This is a genomic window from Mesorhizobium sp. B2-7-3, from assembly GCF_006440715.1.
GTDB classification, from domain to species: Bacteria; Pseudomonadota; Alphaproteobacteria; order Rhizobiales; family Rhizobiaceae; genus Mesorhizobium; species Mesorhizobium australicum.
Map to the genome: position 1 here is coordinate 1 of NZ_VFTY01000012.1, position 16,866 is coordinate 16,866.

A 16,866-nucleotide genomic window follows, 5' to 3' on the forward strand; every position below is an offset into this window, starting at 1 on the left:
CTCCAAAACCCCTTCGGGCCAAAAGTGTTACCCATGTCTCCGGTATAAACCGTAACCTATGTGTCCGGAACGGACCTAGACGTTATGGCGGAGGGAGTGCCCGCCGTTCCGCCGTTTCTGCTGATTTTGCTGGTCATAACCCATTGTAAAAGCCGATAAAATCAATAATGTCACGTATGCGGTTATGGCAACGGGACACGAAAATGGCTCGGCACAAGCTTTCTGAAGCCGGTTTAAAGCGCATCGACAAGCCGGGAATTTACAGCGACGGCGACGGGCTTTTCCTTCGCGTTCGCAAGGGCGGAAGCCGCCAATGGTTTTTCATCTACAAGCGCGATAGCAAGCGCACCGAGCTTGGTCTGGGTGGCTACGGGCAAGGGACGGCGCCCGTGTCGCTCTCCCTGGCACGGGACAAGGCCGAGACGTTTCGGCAGAAGCTTGCGCGAGGCGAGGAATTGCGCGCAGACAGTAAGCCGTTGCGCGTCATCACCTTCGAGCACTGCATGGACGAGTTGTTGAAGGCGAAGGCCGACAACTGGAAAAATGCGAAGCACCGTGCTCAATGGTTGATGACCCTGCGCGAATATGCGCAGCCGCTGCACGCGATGCCGGTGGCCGACATCGTTCTGGGTGACGTGAAGAATTGCCTACTGCCTCATTGGCAGAAAAGGCCGGAGACAGCCGACAGGCTACGTTCTCGCATTCAGGCGGTCATTGACTACGCTATCGCCCACGAATGGCGTAAGACGGCCAATCCGGCTCGCTGGAAGGGCTTGCTCGACAAGGTGATGCCGGAGCGCAAGAAACTATCTCGCGGCCATCATGCTGCGCTGGCATACGCCGAAACGCCCAAGATGATCGCGAAGCTGCGACAGTCGACCGGCACTGCGGCTCGTGCCGTCGAATTCCTTGCCCTAACAGCGGCAAGATCCGGCGAGGTACGTGGAGCGAAATTCCCTGAGATCGATGTGAAGGCGAAGACGTGGACCGTTCCGGCCGAGCGAATGAAGGCCGGCGTCGAACACGTCGTGCCGCTTTGTGACCGGGCTCTTGCGTTGGTCGAGATCATGCGCCAGCGCTCAACGTCGGATTTGATATTCGGCGGCGACATCGAGGACCGGCCGATATCGGACACGGCGATGACAAAGGCTCTCCGCCTTGCCTCGCCGGACAAGAAGGCAACACTTCATGGCTTGCGTAGCTCTTTCCGCGACTGGTGCGGGGACAAGACCAATTTTGAGCGCGACGTTGCCGAGGCTGCGCTGGCGCATGCGCTCCGCGACAAGACCGAAGCCGCGTATCGGCGCGAAAAGGCAATAGATAAGCGACGCGAGTTGATGACAGCATGGGAGGCCTATCTTGAAGGACGCTGACATCCTCATCAGGTCGCTCAACGATGAAGCCACCGACGACGAACAGGCCTATCTAGCCGACAAGATGTTCGATGCGCTGAAACTCTATGATCGCCACGTCCAGCTTGCGCTAGAAATGCAGGAAGCAAACGGGGATGAACTCAAGGTTTTGCAGGCTATTCGCAGCTACCTGAGTGAGACGGCAATCCCGGCTTGGATCACCATGCCGATTTGGCTTCGCATCACGGCTTTGCGAGACAAAGGTTTCCGCAAATCCAGCGCGTCACTTCCCGAGGCGCAGCTGTGGCCAAAGGCCTTCGCCGCTGCGGCAGTCTCGCAGTATATGCTGCTCGGATTGCGGAACCTGAATGATGCTACTGAGCACGTCGCGAAGCTGACCGGCATCGATCCGGAAGTGATCGAGGCTTTTCGGGAAAATACGAAAAAGGGCAAGGAAAAGAGGGGAAAGGAAAAACCGGCCAGAAAGGTGGCCTACGAACAAAGCATGACGTTTTTGGAAACGATCCCCGTCGACGTCTTTGATGCTTCTGCTTCAGAAATGCTCGCGCAAATTTCATCGGTCCCAGCCGATAAAAAGAAGGCGATTAAAAGAATCCGTAAATCGGACCTTTGATTTACTGACCGAACCTGTTGCATCTGAAGAGCCGTTCAACCGGAACGGCAATTTCAACAATGCCGTTCCAAGCACAAAGGAACGGCAATGGAAGACCATCCTCTTATCAGCATCAAGCAGGCTTCCGCGCTGACTTCGCTGTCTCGCGGGGCAATCAATATCTTGCGTCGGCAGGGCGACTTCCCGGCAGCGGTGCAGCTTGGCGAGAAACGAATCGCCTTCGTCAGGGCTGAAGTAGACTTCTGGATTCGCCAGCGCATCGCGGCCCGCACGCAGGTGGCGGCATGATGGAACAGATCGACCTCGATCCCGATCTCGTGGTGCTGGAAGCCGCCCGTTTCATCATCGAGACACCCAAATCGCAAAGGCCTCGCTCGGCCGTAGCCGAGATCCGCAGCCGCTATCCGCTCGACGGCCAAGGTGCTTGCGCGGCGCTTCGATTGGCTAACGCCATCAGGGCTGGAGGTGTCTCCAATGACAACCAGCGCGCCTCCTAATGCAGGGAAGCCGGCGCCGTTCTTGCAAACGACCACCGGCTTCGAAACGTCACGCTTGGCAGCAGATGACTGTTTCAACCATAGCAAAGTCCAGAGCAGCACACAACGGGAGCTTGATCCTCGCTGGCGTTCTCAACGCGCCTGGAATGCTGCCAATCGCCACGCTCGCCGCGCCCATCACGCTGTTGCGGTCGCGATCAAGAAAGGCGAGTTGATTAGAGAACCTTGCGCCGAATGTGGCGCAGAGCCGACCGACTTCCATCACGATCCCGATCGATATGAGGACGTATTGAGCGGGGAATTTCTCTGTCGCCTGCATCATCGCCGCCGGCATGCATGTCTGCGGAAGGCAGGTGGCCATGGCTAAGGGCGGCCCGGTTTTCTCTCCTGATCCTGCCCGCACCATGGCGGATCAGCATCTATCGGCACTTGATATCCGGGTGCTGATGGCAATCTCCGTGCACGACCGCTTCAGCAAGAACGGCATCGGCTGCACAGCCAGTCATACCCGACTGGCCAACTTGGTCGGCTGCCATCTCAAAAGCCTGTCGCGTTCGATCAGGACACTGGCCGAGCGCGGTTATATCGGTGGCCGCGCCAACCCTCTCAACCCGAAGGCGAGATGCTATTTCGTCATCTACAACGAGTGGGACGAGGCCATCCTGAAGGCAGTCAAGGGTAGTAACCAGTCTGTTACCTCCCCAGGTAACGAGGCTGTTACCTCAGATGATCCGATGGGTAACAAACTGGCTACCCGATGGGTAACAAACTCGTTCCGCATGGGTAACCGAGTTGAAAAAAACGCTCAATCAAATCAAGAGGATGCTTCGTATAATATATTAAGCGAAGCTTTAAGAGATCCTGTTGAAACAGTAGAAATATATCCCGTTGAAACGGCGTCATCGACGCTAGCGCCTTCGAAAGGAAGGGGCAATGAGCGGGCGAACTCGGCAAGCGTCGGCGCGATCCTGGCCATGTTGGAGCGCTCGATGAAGGTTGGCTTCGACAGGCCAACGGCACAGCGATGGTTTGATTACCTCGATGGCATCGTCGTCGTCCAAGATGATCGCGACGATCCAAACTTTGGCCGGGCTCAACGGCTTTACGAGGAACTAGGCGCCCAGCTCGAAGCTCCTGTGACGGGGGCTGCGGCATGAGCAACACCGCGCGCAAACTCGCTGCCATCCGCTCAAGGCTGGCGGAAGTCATGGAACTGATAGCTGCAATCGAAACAGAGGTAGAGGAGCCAGTCAGCCCGAGTGTCTGGGTGGAAACTGTAGTGGCGGCCGAGCGCTTCAGCATTCCGGTCGATAGCGTTAGGAAGCTCTGCCGTAACGGCTTTGGCCGGAAGGTCGGCGGCCGCTGGCAGGCCAATCTGACATTGCTGCGCGGATATTTCGCCGAACGCGACAATCGCGACGCGCCCAGTCGCGTTTCGGGTGCGATTCTAAGGTCATGAAAATGACCAAACTCAATCCGACCGAAACCGATCGCCTCAGGGCGGCCCTGCGTTTACCCGCGCCGACTGCTGAATATGTCGCCGCCGAAAAGGCCTATCGCGAAGCATCCGACGCTCGCCGGAAACTGAATGATCGGCGCCAGGCCTTGGAGGTGGAGTCGAAAGTCGACAATCCCGCACGAACGAAGATCCCCACCCAACAGTTGCACGATACGCTTAAGGCCCTCGCAGTCCAGCTTTCGGAAGCCGACACGCGCAACCATGAGACCAGGGCCGAATTCGACAGTCAGCGCGCCGGGTATCGGGAGCAGGCCCGCGTAGAGTTAGACGGAGATATTGCTGCCCTTGGCGCGGCAATAAACCAGCGTCTGAGCGACGTTTTAGAATTGTTGGATATCGCTTCGACTCTGAGCATCAAGGGGCGAGAAGCCGGCCTTGAACTCCCTGGGCTCATCAACGACGCACCGATCGCGCGGCGCTTGGCCGAGCCATTTGTAAACACCATCGCGAAGATGATTTCGAAAGGATCATGAGGCATGTCCGACCCTTGGCACCCATTGGTCACGTATACCGAAGGCGAGCGCTGCCGGTATCTCGGTGAGACGTACCAGGCGAAATTCGACCTCACGCGCGGGCTGAAGCCGACCGGCCATTTGGCGGAAAAGTTCTGGCGCCGCGTGTCGACCATCGCGGTTACGAAGACGGCGACGAAAGCACCCAGCGAACCGAATTCCAAAGACCTCCGGCGAGGCCTGGAACAGGCCCTGGAAGTGCTGGAGCGAGGGCAACCCGCGAGGAAGCGAACAGCCAGCGGCTATCTTCACCGAAGCATGAGCAGCGACTGAGAGGGCCTGACAGGTGCGTATGCAGGAAAGCCACGACGAGACGATCGCAAGGCTCTGGCAGGAGATAGAAGCCAAGAGGATTGCTGATCTCGAAGCGCAATACGCGGCGCCGGTGGAGCGGGCCAAGCCGACATGGACCAGACGTCAGGACGGCACCGACGAAATGTCGATCCCGGCTAGGCCTGGCGCTCGAATGATCCATGGCTTGGCATCCAGCTCAAGCATCAACACCCACGGCTATTCTCTCATTGCCAACGGCATGGACTGCGAACTTCCGGTGCCGCTTCTGTCCAGCCATAAGGGCTACGAGGCGCCGATAGGAGAGGTTTTCTATGTCAGGCGCTCGCACGACAGGATCTATGTCCGCGCACAGATCAACGACAACGAATCCGGTGACTTCGCCTGGGAAATGATCCAGTCCCGCGAACTGCGGTGCTTCTCTGGTGCGGCGAAGAATTCGACCCTGCGCATTCAGGGGATCGTAGAGGGCAAGACCTTCTATGGCGCCTGGAATCTTCTGGAGGTGTCGGTCTGCCCCATCGGCGCCAATCCCGATTCTGTCTTCGACATCTATGTGCCTGGTTCGAGCGAAAGCAAATTCTTCAGTTGGCCTATCGCCGACAGAGCAGCCAAAGCCACAGTCAAGCACATTGAACCGGAACTGCCTTACGCGGGTGTGTGGGCTGAGGGCGAGCAATATCAGCGCGGACAGTTCATCACTGCCAGCGGTGCGCTCTGGCACGCTGAGACAGACAGCAAGGGCGTCAAGCCGGGCACCGCACCGGGAGTATGGAAACTCGCGGTGAAGCGCGGCGATGCAGAGAAGATGGAGCGGCGCTAATGAAGCCAACAACAGAGTTTGACCAGGTAGACGTGACCTTGGCTGAGGACCGCAAGACCGTGATCCTGCACGCCTATGCCGGCGAAGCGCTCTACCTCCAGACAGTGCACCAAGCGACGGAAGAACTGGACACGCATTCCGTTGAGGTGAAGGACGCCGACCTATGGCGAGCCAGGGCAGTCCCCAGCGCGTGGTGGAAGCCATGACCGGGGGGGTATTTCCGACCTTGTTGGGCAAACAGCGCCGACCGCTCGCGGATCCAAAACTTTCACAATGGCGAATTAAAACTCCGGAAGGCCTAATTTTCGATGAGACGAGGAAAACGACCACTGCCGCACGGCTTGCGTCTTGTCGAAGGCACCTATCGCTCCGATCGGCACGGCCCTGCAGAAAACGCCCATGTTGCGCAAGAACGGCTGATCAAGCCCGATTGGATGCGCGGTGGGGTCGGCGAGGCGTGGGATCGATTCATCGCTCCGGCGGGTTGGCTTGATGTTTTCCGGGAGCCAGCCGCTATCGCCTTTTGCGAACTGTGGCAGGAGTTTCAAGCCTGGCCAGTGCGCTTCCCTGCGGCGAAGCATGGGCAGATGCGCGCTTACATGGGCGATCTCGCGCTAGTCGGCCGCTGCGGCAGGATTTGAACGCCATGAGCAAAACACCCCAGGGGGTACGTACCTCAATGTCCAGAGAAGAGCAGCTTCACATCGCCCGGAACGTCATCCTTGCCGGGATCGAAATGGCCTTTTTGGTCTCCGGTTCCGGCCTGGCTGCACTCCACGAAACTGAGACTGCGATGGGTGCTTTTCTCGCTGCGCACAACGCACCGATGGCGGCTGAAATCGCTGCTATCAAAACGGAAGGAACAGCCTGATGGTCGCGACAGTCGGTTCGATTTCGATCGATTTGGTCACAAATGCCAACTCGTTTGCTAACGGCTTTAAAAGCAGCGCCACGACGGTTGAACAGCAGTCGGCCCGTATGGCGAAGTCCGTTGCCGCTGTAGAGAAAGGCGTTATCGGGATCGGCACCACGCTTAAGAACTTCGGCACCGGCCTTGCGGCGGGCGTTGGACTGGCGGCACTGGGGTCTTTAAGCGGTGCCTTTGACAAGTTGAAATCGACCATCAGCGAATACGACGAAATCGCGACCAACGCCAAGCAGGCCGGGTTGAAGACAGAGACCTTTCAGGCTCTTGGTTTCGCAGCGAAGCAGGCGAACATTGATCAGGAAGCATTCAACGCCTCGCTGACAATCTTCGCCAAGAACGCTGGCTTAGCCGAACGCGGCACCGGCGCTCTCTACTCCGGGCTGAAAAACCTCAACCCTGAACTGCTCCGCTCCATCCTGCACACCAAGGACCAGGAGGAACGCTTGAAGCTGGTTTCCGATGCCCTGGAAAACACCAGCAATGCGAGCCAGAAGGCGGCGCTTGCAGCGGTTGTCTTCGGCAAAGGTGGCGTCGAAATGGCAAGATTCTTGGACCAGGGCCGCGCCTCCATTGAGGCTATGAAAAAAGCCGCCCAAGGCTTGGGGATCATCGTCCCTGACGAGCTGCTCCAGCGTGCCGGCGAACTCGATGACAAGCTCGATGTGCTGAGCCAGGTCATTCACGTCCAGCTTGGCGAAGCGCTGATCAACCTTGCCCCGGTGCTGACTGGCGCCATGGAAGGATTCGCCAACTTCTCGAAGCAGATCAACACCACCTCCGTGTCGCTCGACAACTTCGTCAACAATCCGAGTTGGGCGAACTTGGAAAAGCTGGTCGTAGCGCTAGGTGGGAAGCCGTTCCGAGAGGGCAGTGTCCTCGATCAGTTGGCCAAGGGCACAGCCGGTCTGGCGTCGTCATCCAAGGATATTGCCGACATAACGGCCGGAATCGACTTCCTCACGCACAAGCTTGCCGAACTCCAAGCTCAAGCAGCGCAGGGTGCGGATGTTCATATTGAGATCGCGGATGCCACCCAAAGCCTCAACGAACTGAAAGCAAGATTGCTGGATATCCAGGGCGCAGCCGCCGCTACTGGAACGGCAATTACCCAGTCTTTCCGAGAGGCAGAAAACGCTTCGATGGATGCACTCGCGGCCATGCAAAAAGCTGCGCCTGCGCCGGGGGCATTGCCTACAGTGACTGGCTATAGAAGCGGGACTTCTGGACCGCCTACTGTCACACAGTATGGTGCCGGAAGTTCAGATATCGGTCTTATAGACAGGTCATCCCGAGCCGATGATTCAATCATAAACGGCGTGCGAGTCAGGAAGTATGGTGGGCAGGAGGGCGATCCGGGCAATTTCCTCAGCCAGCATACCGATCAGTACGGCGCTCAGATTTACGATAGCTCGAAGGACACCGCCGGGTATACCAAAGACACGTCCAACAATGTGTCGAAGCTGGACGCGAACACCAAGCAGTATCTTCAGAGCCTTAGCAGCGACATCGGCGGTTATTCCCAGCAGCAGAACATCGTAATCAATAAACTGAGTGACGTAACCGCTCAGACCTTCGGAAGGCTGTCCAGTGCCGTGCTGGCCGCGCTTGTCTCGAAGAATGATACTGAGGATGGGTCCACTCCTGGCAATGGCTTCCTCACGCACGATCAGGTGTTCATTCCTGGAATGACTTCGTACGGCCGTAAGATCGGTTCCTATCATCTCGCCCCGACCACTAGCGACGGAACATCCAACACGTCCGTCAATGTCCAGCAGCCGGGAAGCACTATCACGCTGAATTATGTCGCATCGCCATACGAGAGCGAGGCCACGGCCAAGCAGCGCGCCCGCGATATGTTCAACGAACTCGTCCGAGCACAAGCGAGCGCATAAAATGGCCGGCCTGCATGATCTCAAAACAATTCCATTGCCATGTTTGAGAGGTGAAATCATGAAATCTAAGCAAGAGAAAAAGCCCGAACCAAAACAGCCGAAAACTTCCTCGCTGCCGGCGCCGGGCAAGCCTGACCAAAAGCAGATTGCCGTTGCCTGGGGAATGGTCGCCGGGACGATTGGCATTGGAGCGCGCCTGTCATGACCGCGCCTAGCGGCTTCATGAACGAACTGTAGGAGTTGGGCAAATGGCTCTGGTCGACAATGCTTGGTATATCAACTTCGGCAATGGCTCCTCGACGGGCTACTATGCTGTTACGCAATGGGCTACCGGGGCAGCAATCGCGGCCGGTGTTCTCCGGCGCCAACTGGCTGCGCCGGCGGTAGGCTCTGAGCGCGTTTTCGTCTGTGTCGTTGCCGGCACCACGCACGCCACGACAGAACCGACATGGATCATCACGCGCGGCGGCAAGACGACCGACAATACCGTCACATGGCAGGAATGCACAGGCATCGCCGCGCTCAATGGCGACGCCACAAACACGCCGAGTTGGACGATCTCGGCCACGCCTCCGGGCGGCGTCAAAAACACCGCGATCACGCTCGGCCAGGTGATCAAGCGCGACAATGGCGCGAGCTATCAGATCTGCACCACGGCGGGCACGGCGGGCAACGGTGCGGAGCCGGCCTTCTCGAATACGGCAGGCACAACCACGGCCGACAACACCGTGACGTGGACCTCGCTTGGCGCTGTTGGCAACTTCACCGGCTGGCAGGCGCCTCATGCGCGCCTCGCCAATGCCTTCGCTGCAAACTGGGGGCAAGCCGGAAACAAGTTCTACATTGGCGACAATCACGCGGAAACGCAGGCGACGGCAATGACGGGGCTGCTTTGCCCAGCTACCTACCTTCTGCCGAGCCAGGTCCTTTGCGTCGACACCACGGGCTCCAAGCCTGCCGTCTCGGCAGACCTCCGCACGACAGCGACAATCTCGACAACCGGCGCCAGTTCCATGCGCCTTTATAGCACCGGCGGACATTCCTACTTCTACGGCATCATTTTCACGGCGGGCAGCAGCACGTCGAACGCGTCAATCGCGCCAAACTTCGGCGCTGGCTCAATTCACCTTAAAAACTGTTCGCTTCGCCTCGGCGGCAACAACATCTCCGGCAGGATCGATTTCACGAATACCGCCGGCAGGTGTTCCTGCGTGCTGGAGAACACGACGGTCTCCTTCGCCAATGCCTCTCAAGCCATCCTTCTTGCTGGCTACGTCAGGTGGTTGAATACGGCTTCAGCCCTGCTCGGGACCGTCCCGTCTAACCTCTTCCAGTGGGGCGGCAACATGCCCGAGGCGCTGGAATGCATTGGCGTCGACTTCAGTTCGATGAGTACCGGGACCATCGTGGCAAACTCGTTGGTCGGCGCAGCGGGTTCATTTGCCAGGTTCATCGACTGCAAACTCCATGCGTCCGTCACCCGATATGCAGCGCCGCAGTCGCCAAATACGTACTTCGTCGACTTCACCCGGACGGGCGCTTCCGGCATCAACTACGGTGTAGCCAGCGGCCAATTCAGCGGCGACCTCGTTGAGGAATTGACAGTTGTCCGCACCGGTGGGGCATCGGACGGCACGACAACGATTGCCTGGAACATTACCACAAACGCCAATTGCTCTTGGCTCCTCCCGTTCGAAGCGCTGCCCATCTACATCTGGAACGACACCACGGGCTCATCTATCACAGCCACCATCCAAGGCATTTGGGCCGGCGGTGCTGTCCCGAACAATGACGAGATATGGGTGGAGGTCGAATATCTCGGCAGCGGGTCGTCGCCACAAGGATCATTCGTCAATGACAGCAAGGCCGATGTTCTGGCTGCTGCTGCTGGTCAAACGGCTGGTTCCGGCACATGGGGCGGCAGTACGACGAAATTCGAACTCGCCGTCTCGTTCACGCCGCAGCAAAAAGGTTGGATCGCGGCTCGCGTAAAGGCAGGCAAAGCTTCGTCGACCTTCTACATCGACCCGAAGATCACGCTGACCTGACAATCGCCGAGACAATCTCTCACTCTAGACTCCAAGCCCTAGCAGTCGCATTCTCCCTTTGGGAGAGGGCAATGGGCCAGCAGAGACACAAGGGGCCGCAGAGACGGCCTAGGCGTTCGTTGTTGCAACAGCGGGCGCTAATCCCAGTCCTGCTATGCGGCGCTGCCGCAGCCGCCTACCTCGCGCCGCACAGCAATCAGCATCACTTGCCGACTGTTCACCACCGAGGCGATGCAAACGCCGCGCCGAATGGCTGCAACATCAAAGGCAACATCAGCATGGAAACCGGCGAGCGCATCTATCACATGCCGGGCCAGCGATATTACAACGACACGGACGTCAACCCGGCCAAAGGCGAACGCTGGTTTTGCTCACAATGGGAAGCGTGGTGGGCGGGTTGGCGGAAATCGAAGGTTTAGGATCAGTCCCTATGCAAGCAGAGGTCGCATAGCCCGCCACCTCCTTCATATTCGGGATACTTGGACCCGCAATGGATGCACTCGAACCCATCCCTGATTGGGAGCGGTCGCTGTCTGCGGGCCTCGATTTCGCGTTCTACGAGGCGGCGCCGGTCTAGTTCCAGTTGAATCTCTTGTGCTGAGAAAGTTGCTTTGGTCACGGTGTTCTCCCCGTTTTTTTGACAAGGGAACATATCCCGGATCGGCACGATCAATCAAACATTCAATTTGTCTAAAATGTTTCCGAAACCGTTATAGCGGCTGCGACTGGGGGTCATGGGCCTAATGCACCAAGTGCCAACTTTGATTTGATTTTCATCCCCTAGCCCTCCCAAGGCCAAAGGACAGCCATTGCAGTGCTATGCGATGCGGTGCTCGGGCCGCGAGTGAAAGGCCCCATGAAGGATGATGATAGACTAGATGCAGAACGCCCGCCAGCCCGACTTCGACCGCGCTCAAAGCCAAAGAAAGCTTACCCGAATAGCGACCGCTTCGGCGAAGACGGTCGGCGGCTTTACAGCGCGTTTTCAACGGCACAAAAGTAGCGCGGCCGCGCCGCCAGATTTCATCGAAACGACTGCGCCAGGTCGCGCTCTTCCTCGTCCTTGTGGTCGGCGCAGTGCTGGCATTTATCATGAGCCAACTGCCCCATTAAAGTCGGTTTGTCCAACCAGCGGCCCTTACGCTTTGGCGGCACGAGGGGAACCGAATCAGTGGCTTACGACTTGTAGCTTCAAAGAAGCTTGCACGAGGCGCGCCTAATGTTCAGGGATAAAGAAACTCGAGTTTTAGAAGCGGCCCTGCTCGCGGCGGTACCAATCTCGGTAATGGTTGCGGTGGCGATGGTCAGCCTTACGTTCGGTTGGTTCGGATGAGCACGCGAGGCACTGACTTCCTCGACCGGTGGATCCGGTCCAACGTTCCGGGGACAGTCGGTGCGGATGTCATCTCAGTCGCCGAACTGACACAAAGGCTTTTCGCCGATGCCAAAAAGGTCGGCATCAGCAGCACTGAGATCGAGGAGGACACCGGCAGCGTCTATGAGGCGGTCCTTGATGCGATCGTCCACCACGATGCCGGGTTGGCGGACTGACTTGTCTTCCTTCGACCTCTCGTACGGTTGACAACGCTGTCCTTCGCAAGGCATTTTCTCTGCCGAGGACAACCGGGGAGGACCATTATGAAGAAGACCTACGAAAAGCCAGAACTGAAGAAGCGCGAGCGTCTGGGCAGCATCGCGGCCCAAGTGATCGTCATCTCGAAGTCGGCCGGCTAACCGCTCCACACAAGCATCATCAAAGCAGCCCGCCGGCCGGAGCCAGCGGGCTTTTAGTGTTCGGGAACAGCTCGACTGGTCGCAAGTTCGGGTGAAGCCGGCGGCGCGTCCGGGTCTTTCGCGACGCTGGCCGGCCCGCGCTCTACAGTGGGGTGGGGTGCGGGCCTCACTGGAACATACGTCAGAGTCAAAGGTTCGGGAGCCAGCCGGGTACTCCGGCGGTTCTCCACTTCTGTCAGCTGCCCGCTGGCTCCGGCCGGCGGGCTTTGTTATTTCCGCTTTGGAAATTCTATCACCTTCGCCTCGGACTCCGGCTCCAGCGGCTCATGGCCAGGCCGCTCATGCCAGAAGACTTGCCGCAGATCGCGTTGGTCGACCCGCTGACCGCAGTGCGGGCAGTTGTAGAAGTGAAGATGCTCTTCAATTTGCTGCCCTCCATGCAGTTTGCCGGGAATCGGAGGACCAAGGTCAGATAGCTTCGTCATGCGGGCTGCAACATCCGGTCATGCTAAATGTTCCGGAACCATTTTAGCTAAAGCTTATTGAATCGACGGTTTGCGTGAGTGAGTTGATGCGTCTGAAGTTCATTAAGCCAATGGAGCCCGAACTGGTCGATACCCCGCCACAGGGCGATGAGTGGATCCACGAGATAAAGTTCGATGGGTACAGGACCCAGGTCATAAAGGATGACGACGGGATTCGGCTGATCACCAAGAATGGCTATGACTGGACAGGCCGCTATATCCAGCTTGCCGGCGAAGCAGCGGCGATCGAAGCGAAAGACTTCATCATCGACGGCGAGGCGATCACCATCAACGAAGCTGGCCTATCTGACTTCCATGCACTGCAATCAGCCGTCACGAGCCGCAAGCCATCTCGCGACCTGTATCTCGTGGCGTTCGATCTCCTGCACCTCAATGGCCATGATTTGCGCGACATGCCGGTGGAAGATCGCCGCGACATCCTTCAGGCACTGATCCCGACCGGTGGCCGCATCCAGTTCAGCGAAGCAATGCCGGGGACCGGCGATGCCGTTTATCACCTTGTCGACCAAGCCGGCCTGGAGGGCATGGTTTCAAAGCGCAAGGAGAGCAAATATCGCAGCGGGCCGACGATGAACTGGCGCAAGATCAAGTGCTATACCGAAAAGGAAATGGACATCATTGGCGTGCAGCGTGAGGCCGGGAAACCCGCGATGGTGCTCATGGCCGACAAAGGCCGTTATGCCGGCGGCGCCTTTGTCACCTTCAAGGCTGACAAACGACAAGCGCTTTGGGACCGCGTGCAGGGGAAGGTCGGCGGACCTGTTCCGAAGGGGCTTAAGAGCGACAAGGCGGAATGGCTGAAGCCGGGTCTGGTCGGCCGCGTGAGGTTCCTGAAGGGCGAGGAGAAGCTACGTCACGCCTCTCTGAAGGACTTCCGGGAAAAATAACGGCATCGTCTTGCAAGCAGACGGGGGCGAGGAATATAATCCTTTCGTTGCGGCGAACCCTTAAAACGGAGATCGCCAATGGCGGCCAGGTCCAAACCATCCAAGCAGCTTTCCCAGGCTGAAATCGAGCGCTTTCTCGTGGCGGCGGAAGCGCTGCACAAAAGCATCATAAAGCCGTTTATATCGCCACACTGCGAGCATTACCGCGCAACGCGGACCTTGCATGAGGCCCTGTTGAAGTCAGTGCGGGAAGTGACGGGGAAGGAAGTCGAGTTCATCCAGTGGAACACCACCGGGCCGGTGCTGGGTATGACCGAGTGACCGCTCAGCCCGCTACAGCGTGCCCTATTGCGATTCCTAGGCCGATTGCGAAGCCCAAGAGCAAGTTCGCTGCCATCTTCATAGCAAACGCGCTGTAGCGGCTCCCCTGGCTGTTCGGAGGGGCTTTCAAGGCGCTGGCGATATCATCGAAGATCGCTTCCATGAGGATCAACATAGATCGGAAACGCGAAACAGGGAATCCCCGTTTTGTTCTGGCTAGCTGACAGCTTTGCACAACAATTCATTTTCGCTGCGGGATTAACGGGCATAAGCGCTATCCGTTGTGGCAATCGCCTGCCTCTCCATTCAGCATCCAACGGGGGCGGTGGACATCAGCGGAGGAAATACCAGCGATGTATCTAGCCAATGTGTCAAGAAACGCGGCTCAGGCTCAAAAGAGCCGCGAACGAACTCAATTTACAGGGGTTACCACACGTGGCCGTCTGCTTTGGCCGGCCTCGGAAGATGAAGTATGCCGCAGACATTATCCTGATTACGACGCAATGAGGAAGCTGCTCCCGCATCGAACGCGGGGGGCCTTAAAGAAAAGATGTGGGGCGCTGAAAATCACGAATGCCAGGACGAACTGGACCGCCAAGGAGAATTCGCTGTTCCGGAGAGTTTACAGAAGCGGAACCACTGAGGAACTTATCGCCGCCTTCCCAGTGAAAAGCCTCCATGCTCTATATGAGCGTGGGTACAGACTTGGCCTGGTTCGGCCCGTCAAACCGTTCAAATTGACGGGTGACCCATTGCTTGACGATCTACGCCAGTATTGCCGACGCTCCAACCTCACCATGCTGGACGTCGAAAAGTTTGTCCCATCAGCCGGATATTTTTCTGGCAAAGGGTGGCGCGGCGGCTGGGGTAACATCAACTACCATCATATTGTTCGTGCGATCCACGAGCTTGGCGGAACTCTAGCCATTCACTGGAGCGTGCAATGAGCGCGTTCTTTCGCAATCGGATCGAGGCGACCATCGAACATCTGATCGCCGTGCTGGACCAGATGGATGGCGATCCTGATCTCGAACCTGATCCCATTGAGGAGCAACACGATCGGGAAGCAGCAGAGGACAGGGCTTCACGTGCTTTCGTGGTGGCAGAGGCGAAGCGACGGTATCGAAAGAACAGCCACTAAAGCATCAAGGTGCGGGCTGCTTGTTTCTCTGCAAGGGTCCGCACCGGCTCACCCGGTGGTTGCCCCGGAAGGGGAACACTTGACGATTTGAGCAAATCAGCGGAACGTGTCCGTGGGCGTAGAAACCCGGACCGTGATATCTCCGATCGGTCCCTTGGCGGGGACACTGAACTTTCCTTGGCGGGAAAGCTCTCTCGGATGAATGGAGAGGAAAAGTTTTCCACTCCAATGGACGCGCTTGGCGGCGCGGCTCCAGACCCGACCTTTATGGCCGGGGGGCGCCGTTCTGTCCAGAGGGGAAACCCTTAAAAGCGTCGCGCCAGTCTCACGGCTGGTTTCTACCCCCCGGCTTTCGGCCCGTCGCCGATGAACGAGGCATCGGAAAAGTTTTCCGCCGCCTCGCCGGCCGTAGAAAGCCGGTTTAACCGTGGGGACTAAACATGACATATGCAGCAATAGCGCTTCTGCTTGGGGCAGGAGCCATCCGCACGCGCGTTGTGCGCCTCCACCTAGCTCTGAGAATTCTACGCCTCTCAAACGCGCTCCATGATGCCGGGGCGCGTGTAGCAGGAGTTGGGCCAATGAGCGCGCACCTCTCACGACGCGCCACGTTCGGCGTCCTTGCCTCTCTGCCGGCCATAGCTGGCGCTACAGCGGCATTACCGGCACCGCTGGCTCTTCTGATCACACCGCCCATACCGCCCACCAGGGAAAGCGCTCATGCCAAACTCGCGCGCCTCGAAGCCCTGTTGGACACGCTGCCGCCACATATCGCCGCCGCCTATCGTGCGCAGATGCATGAGTGGCTTACCCACATTGTATGGATGCAAGAGAGCGGCGCGCCTCGTGCTGATATCTTGGCCTACATTCGCAGCCTGAGGTACCGCGATAAAGTCTTCGCACAATTCAAGGCGACACTGGGGACGACGCTATGAACGCCGGCGTCACCGTGAGCGAGCTGTTGAAGACAGTCGCTGTTCTCAAGCCGCTGGGAATGCCACTCGGCACCGATCCACGCACATGGCGGCAGGCGATCGAAACGCAACTGAACGACCTTTTGGACAGGGCCATGAGCCTCATCACGGCGCTGGACCTTATGGAGGTGGATTGCGATCTGGAAGACGGCGCGGATGCCGAACCGTGGCTTGGGTGGTGCGCGCTCGGCCCGCAGACCGTGAGCGGCTTTGATGACGGCAGGGGAAGCCCCTACGACGATCGCGAACTGGACGGCAGCGACGACGAGGACGACGGTACGGTGGAGCCGACACTAGGCGCGCCGAACCGCCACCACAATCAAGAGCATTGGGCCGCTGGAGCCCGTGGCGATCATGAACGGGAGGTGTGCGTCGATCGCGAAATGGTCTTGGAAGATTAACTTATAACTGGTTGATCAATTGGCCCGGCGGCTTCGGTTGCCGGGCGTCGTATGCCAGTATTTGTTTGGGAGGTGACGGCGATGATTCTTTACCATTTCACGGCTCTTGAACTTCTTGATAAGATCAAGGCCGAAGGGCTTTCCAAGGGCGAAGTGCCCATCACAGCGCGTCGCACCACGAACGCGGTCTGGTTCACAACGGACAGCAACAGCGATGGTCATGGGCTCAGCGATGATCGCGCTCTCTCCCGCGATGAAAGGTCGTGTTGCCATCGACCGACCGCGACCTAAAGCGCTGGGTCACCTGGGGTAGAAAGCATCTGGAACGGGAATGGTTTGACGTCCTTTCGGATACAGGTGGTGGAAG

24 protein-coding genes are annotated in these 16,866 nt (G+C 58.1%); 23 read left to right on the forward strand and 1 reads right to left on the reverse strand.

The features are described 5' to 3' along the window. Positions 1-203: 203 nt before the first annotated feature. The 4 genes from FJW04_RS24045 (at position 204) to FJW04_RS24060 (ending at position 2,483) form a co-directional block, all read left to right on the forward strand. Positions 204-1,373: a site-specific integrase gene (locus FJW04_RS24045; RefSeq protein WP_140717163.1), complete on the forward strand. Its 1,170-nt coding sequence runs from the start codon at positions 204-206 to the stop codon at positions 1,371-1,373. Next, the gene (locus tag FJW04_RS24050; RefSeq protein ID WP_140717165.1) at positions 1,360-1,986 is read left to right on the forward strand and encodes a hypothetical protein; all 627 of its coding nucleotides are present in this window, start codon (positions 1,360-1,362) and stop codon (positions 1,984-1,986) included. The genes FJW04_RS24045 and FJW04_RS24050 overlap by 14 nt, the downstream gene beginning before the upstream one ends. 87 nt (positions 1,987-2,073) lie before the next feature. Next, complete coding sequence (locus tag FJW04_RS24055; protein WP_140717167.1) at positions 2,074-2,274, forward strand: AlpA family phage regulatory protein; 201 nt, start codon at positions 2,074-2,076, stop codon at positions 2,272-2,274. After that, positions 2,274-2,483, forward strand: a complete 210-nt coding sequence (locus tag FJW04_RS24060) for a hypothetical protein (RefSeq protein ID WP_210241323.1) — start codon at positions 2,274-2,276, stop codon at positions 2,481-2,483. The genes FJW04_RS24055 and FJW04_RS24060 overlap by 1 nt, the downstream gene beginning before the upstream one ends. Before the next feature lie 49 nt (positions 2,484-2,532). Here the strand turns inward: FJW04_RS24060 and FJW04_RS30075 are convergent, their stop codons facing one another. Further along, positions 2,533-2,817: a hypothetical protein gene (locus tag FJW04_RS30075; protein WP_181173043.1), complete on the reverse strand. Its 285-nt coding sequence runs from the start codon at positions 2,815-2,817 to the stop codon at positions 2,533-2,535. A 25-nt stretch (positions 2,818-2,842) separates the two neighbouring features. Between FJW04_RS30075 and FJW04_RS24070 the strand changes: the two genes are divergently transcribed. The 19 genes from FJW04_RS24070 (at position 2,843) to FJW04_RS24165 (ending at position 16,499) form a co-directional block, all read left to right on the forward strand. Further along, positions 2,843-3,640: a helix-turn-helix domain-containing protein gene (locus tag FJW04_RS24070; RefSeq protein WP_181173044.1), complete on the forward strand. Its 798-nt coding sequence runs from the start codon at positions 2,843-2,845 to the stop codon at positions 3,638-3,640. Beyond that, a complete protein-coding gene (locus FJW04_RS24075) occupies positions 3,637-3,942 on the forward strand; it encodes a hypothetical protein (RefSeq protein ID WP_140717173.1) in 306 nt (101 codons plus the stop codon). The genes FJW04_RS24070 and FJW04_RS24075 overlap by 4 nt, the downstream gene beginning before the upstream one ends. Positions 3,943-3,944: 2 nt before the next feature. After that, positions 3,945-4,475 (forward strand): hypothetical protein, encoded by a 531-nt coding sequence (locus FJW04_RS24080; RefSeq protein ID WP_140717175.1) that lies wholly within the window; start codon positions 3,945-3,947, stop codon positions 4,473-4,475. Positions 4,476-4,478: 3 nt separating this feature from the next. After that, on the forward strand, positions 4,479-4,787 hold the full coding sequence (locus FJW04_RS24085; RefSeq protein WP_140717177.1) for a hypothetical protein: 309 nt from the start codon (positions 4,479-4,481) through the stop codon (positions 4,785-4,787). 13 nt (positions 4,788-4,800) lie between these two features. Beyond that, entirely contained in the window at positions 4,801-5,628 is an 828-nt protein-coding gene (locus FJW04_RS24090; protein ID WP_140717179.1) for a hypothetical protein, read from the forward strand. Next, on the forward strand, positions 5,628-5,834 hold the full coding sequence (locus FJW04_RS24095) for a hypothetical protein (protein ID WP_140717181.1): 207 nt from the start codon (positions 5,628-5,630) through the stop codon (positions 5,832-5,834). Before FJW04_RS24090 ends, FJW04_RS24095 begins: the two co-directional genes overlap by 1 nt. 102 nt (positions 5,835-5,936) lie before the next feature. After that, entirely contained in the window at positions 5,937-6,269 is a 333-nt protein-coding gene (locus tag FJW04_RS24100) for a hypothetical protein (RefSeq protein WP_140717183.1), read from the forward strand. 5 nt (positions 6,270-6,274) lie between these two features. Next, positions 6,275-6,499, forward strand: coding sequence for a hypothetical protein (locus tag FJW04_RS24105; protein WP_140717185.1), 225 nt, complete (start codon positions 6,275-6,277; stop codon positions 6,497-6,499). Beyond that, entirely contained in the window at positions 6,499-8,448 is a 1,950-nt protein-coding gene (locus FJW04_RS24110) for a hypothetical protein (protein WP_140717187.1), read from the forward strand. The genes FJW04_RS24105 and FJW04_RS24110 overlap by 1 nt, the downstream gene beginning before the upstream one ends. Position 8,449: 1 nt before the next feature. Then, entirely contained in the window at positions 8,450-8,653 is a 204-nt protein-coding gene (locus FJW04_RS24115; protein WP_140717189.1) for a hypothetical protein, read from the forward strand. Between the two features lie 43 nt (positions 8,654-8,696). Further along, on the forward strand, positions 8,697-10,496 hold the full coding sequence (locus tag FJW04_RS24120) for a hypothetical protein (protein ID WP_140717191.1): 1,800 nt from the start codon (positions 8,697-8,699) through the stop codon (positions 10,494-10,496). 71 nt (positions 10,497-10,567) lie between these two features. Next, positions 10,568-10,915, forward strand: a complete 348-nt coding sequence (locus FJW04_RS24125; RefSeq protein ID WP_140717193.1) for a hypothetical protein — start codon at positions 10,568-10,570, stop codon at positions 10,913-10,915. A 910-nt stretch (positions 10,916-11,825) separates the two neighbouring features. Beyond that, positions 11,826-12,047, forward strand: a complete 222-nt coding sequence (locus FJW04_RS24130) for a DUF768 domain-containing protein (protein ID WP_140717195.1) — start codon at positions 11,826-11,828, stop codon at positions 12,045-12,047. A gap of 754 nt (positions 12,048-12,801) precedes the next feature. Further along, entirely contained in the window at positions 12,802-13,662 is an 861-nt protein-coding gene (locus FJW04_RS24140) for an ATP-dependent DNA ligase (RefSeq protein WP_140717200.1), read from the forward strand. A 78-nt stretch (positions 13,663-13,740) separates the two neighbouring features. Continuing rightward, positions 13,741-13,983: a hypothetical protein gene (locus FJW04_RS24145; protein ID WP_140717202.1), complete on the forward strand. Its 243-nt coding sequence runs from the start codon at positions 13,741-13,743 to the stop codon at positions 13,981-13,983. Between the two features lie 353 nt (positions 13,984-14,336). Beyond that, positions 14,337-14,930 carry a hypothetical protein gene (locus tag FJW04_RS24150; RefSeq protein ID WP_140717204.1) on the forward strand — a complete coding sequence of 198 codons (594 nt, stop codon included), beginning with the start codon at positions 14,337-14,339 and terminating at the stop codon, positions 14,928-14,930. Continuing rightward, positions 14,927-15,124: a hypothetical protein gene (locus FJW04_RS24155; protein WP_140717206.1), complete on the forward strand. Its 198-nt coding sequence runs from the start codon at positions 14,927-14,929 to the stop codon at positions 15,122-15,124. Before FJW04_RS24150 ends, FJW04_RS24155 begins: the two co-directional genes overlap by 4 nt. A 581-nt stretch (positions 15,125-15,705) precedes the next feature. Next, a complete protein-coding gene (locus tag FJW04_RS24160) occupies positions 15,706-16,059 on the forward strand; it encodes a hypothetical protein (RefSeq protein WP_140717208.1) in 354 nt (117 codons plus the stop codon). Continuing rightward, positions 16,056-16,499 carry a hypothetical protein gene (locus FJW04_RS24165; RefSeq protein ID WP_140717210.1) on the forward strand — a complete coding sequence of 148 codons (444 nt, stop codon included), beginning with the start codon at positions 16,056-16,058 and terminating at the stop codon, positions 16,497-16,499. The genes FJW04_RS24160 and FJW04_RS24165 overlap by 4 nt, the downstream gene beginning before the upstream one ends. Positions 16,500-16,866: the final 367 nt, after the last annotated feature.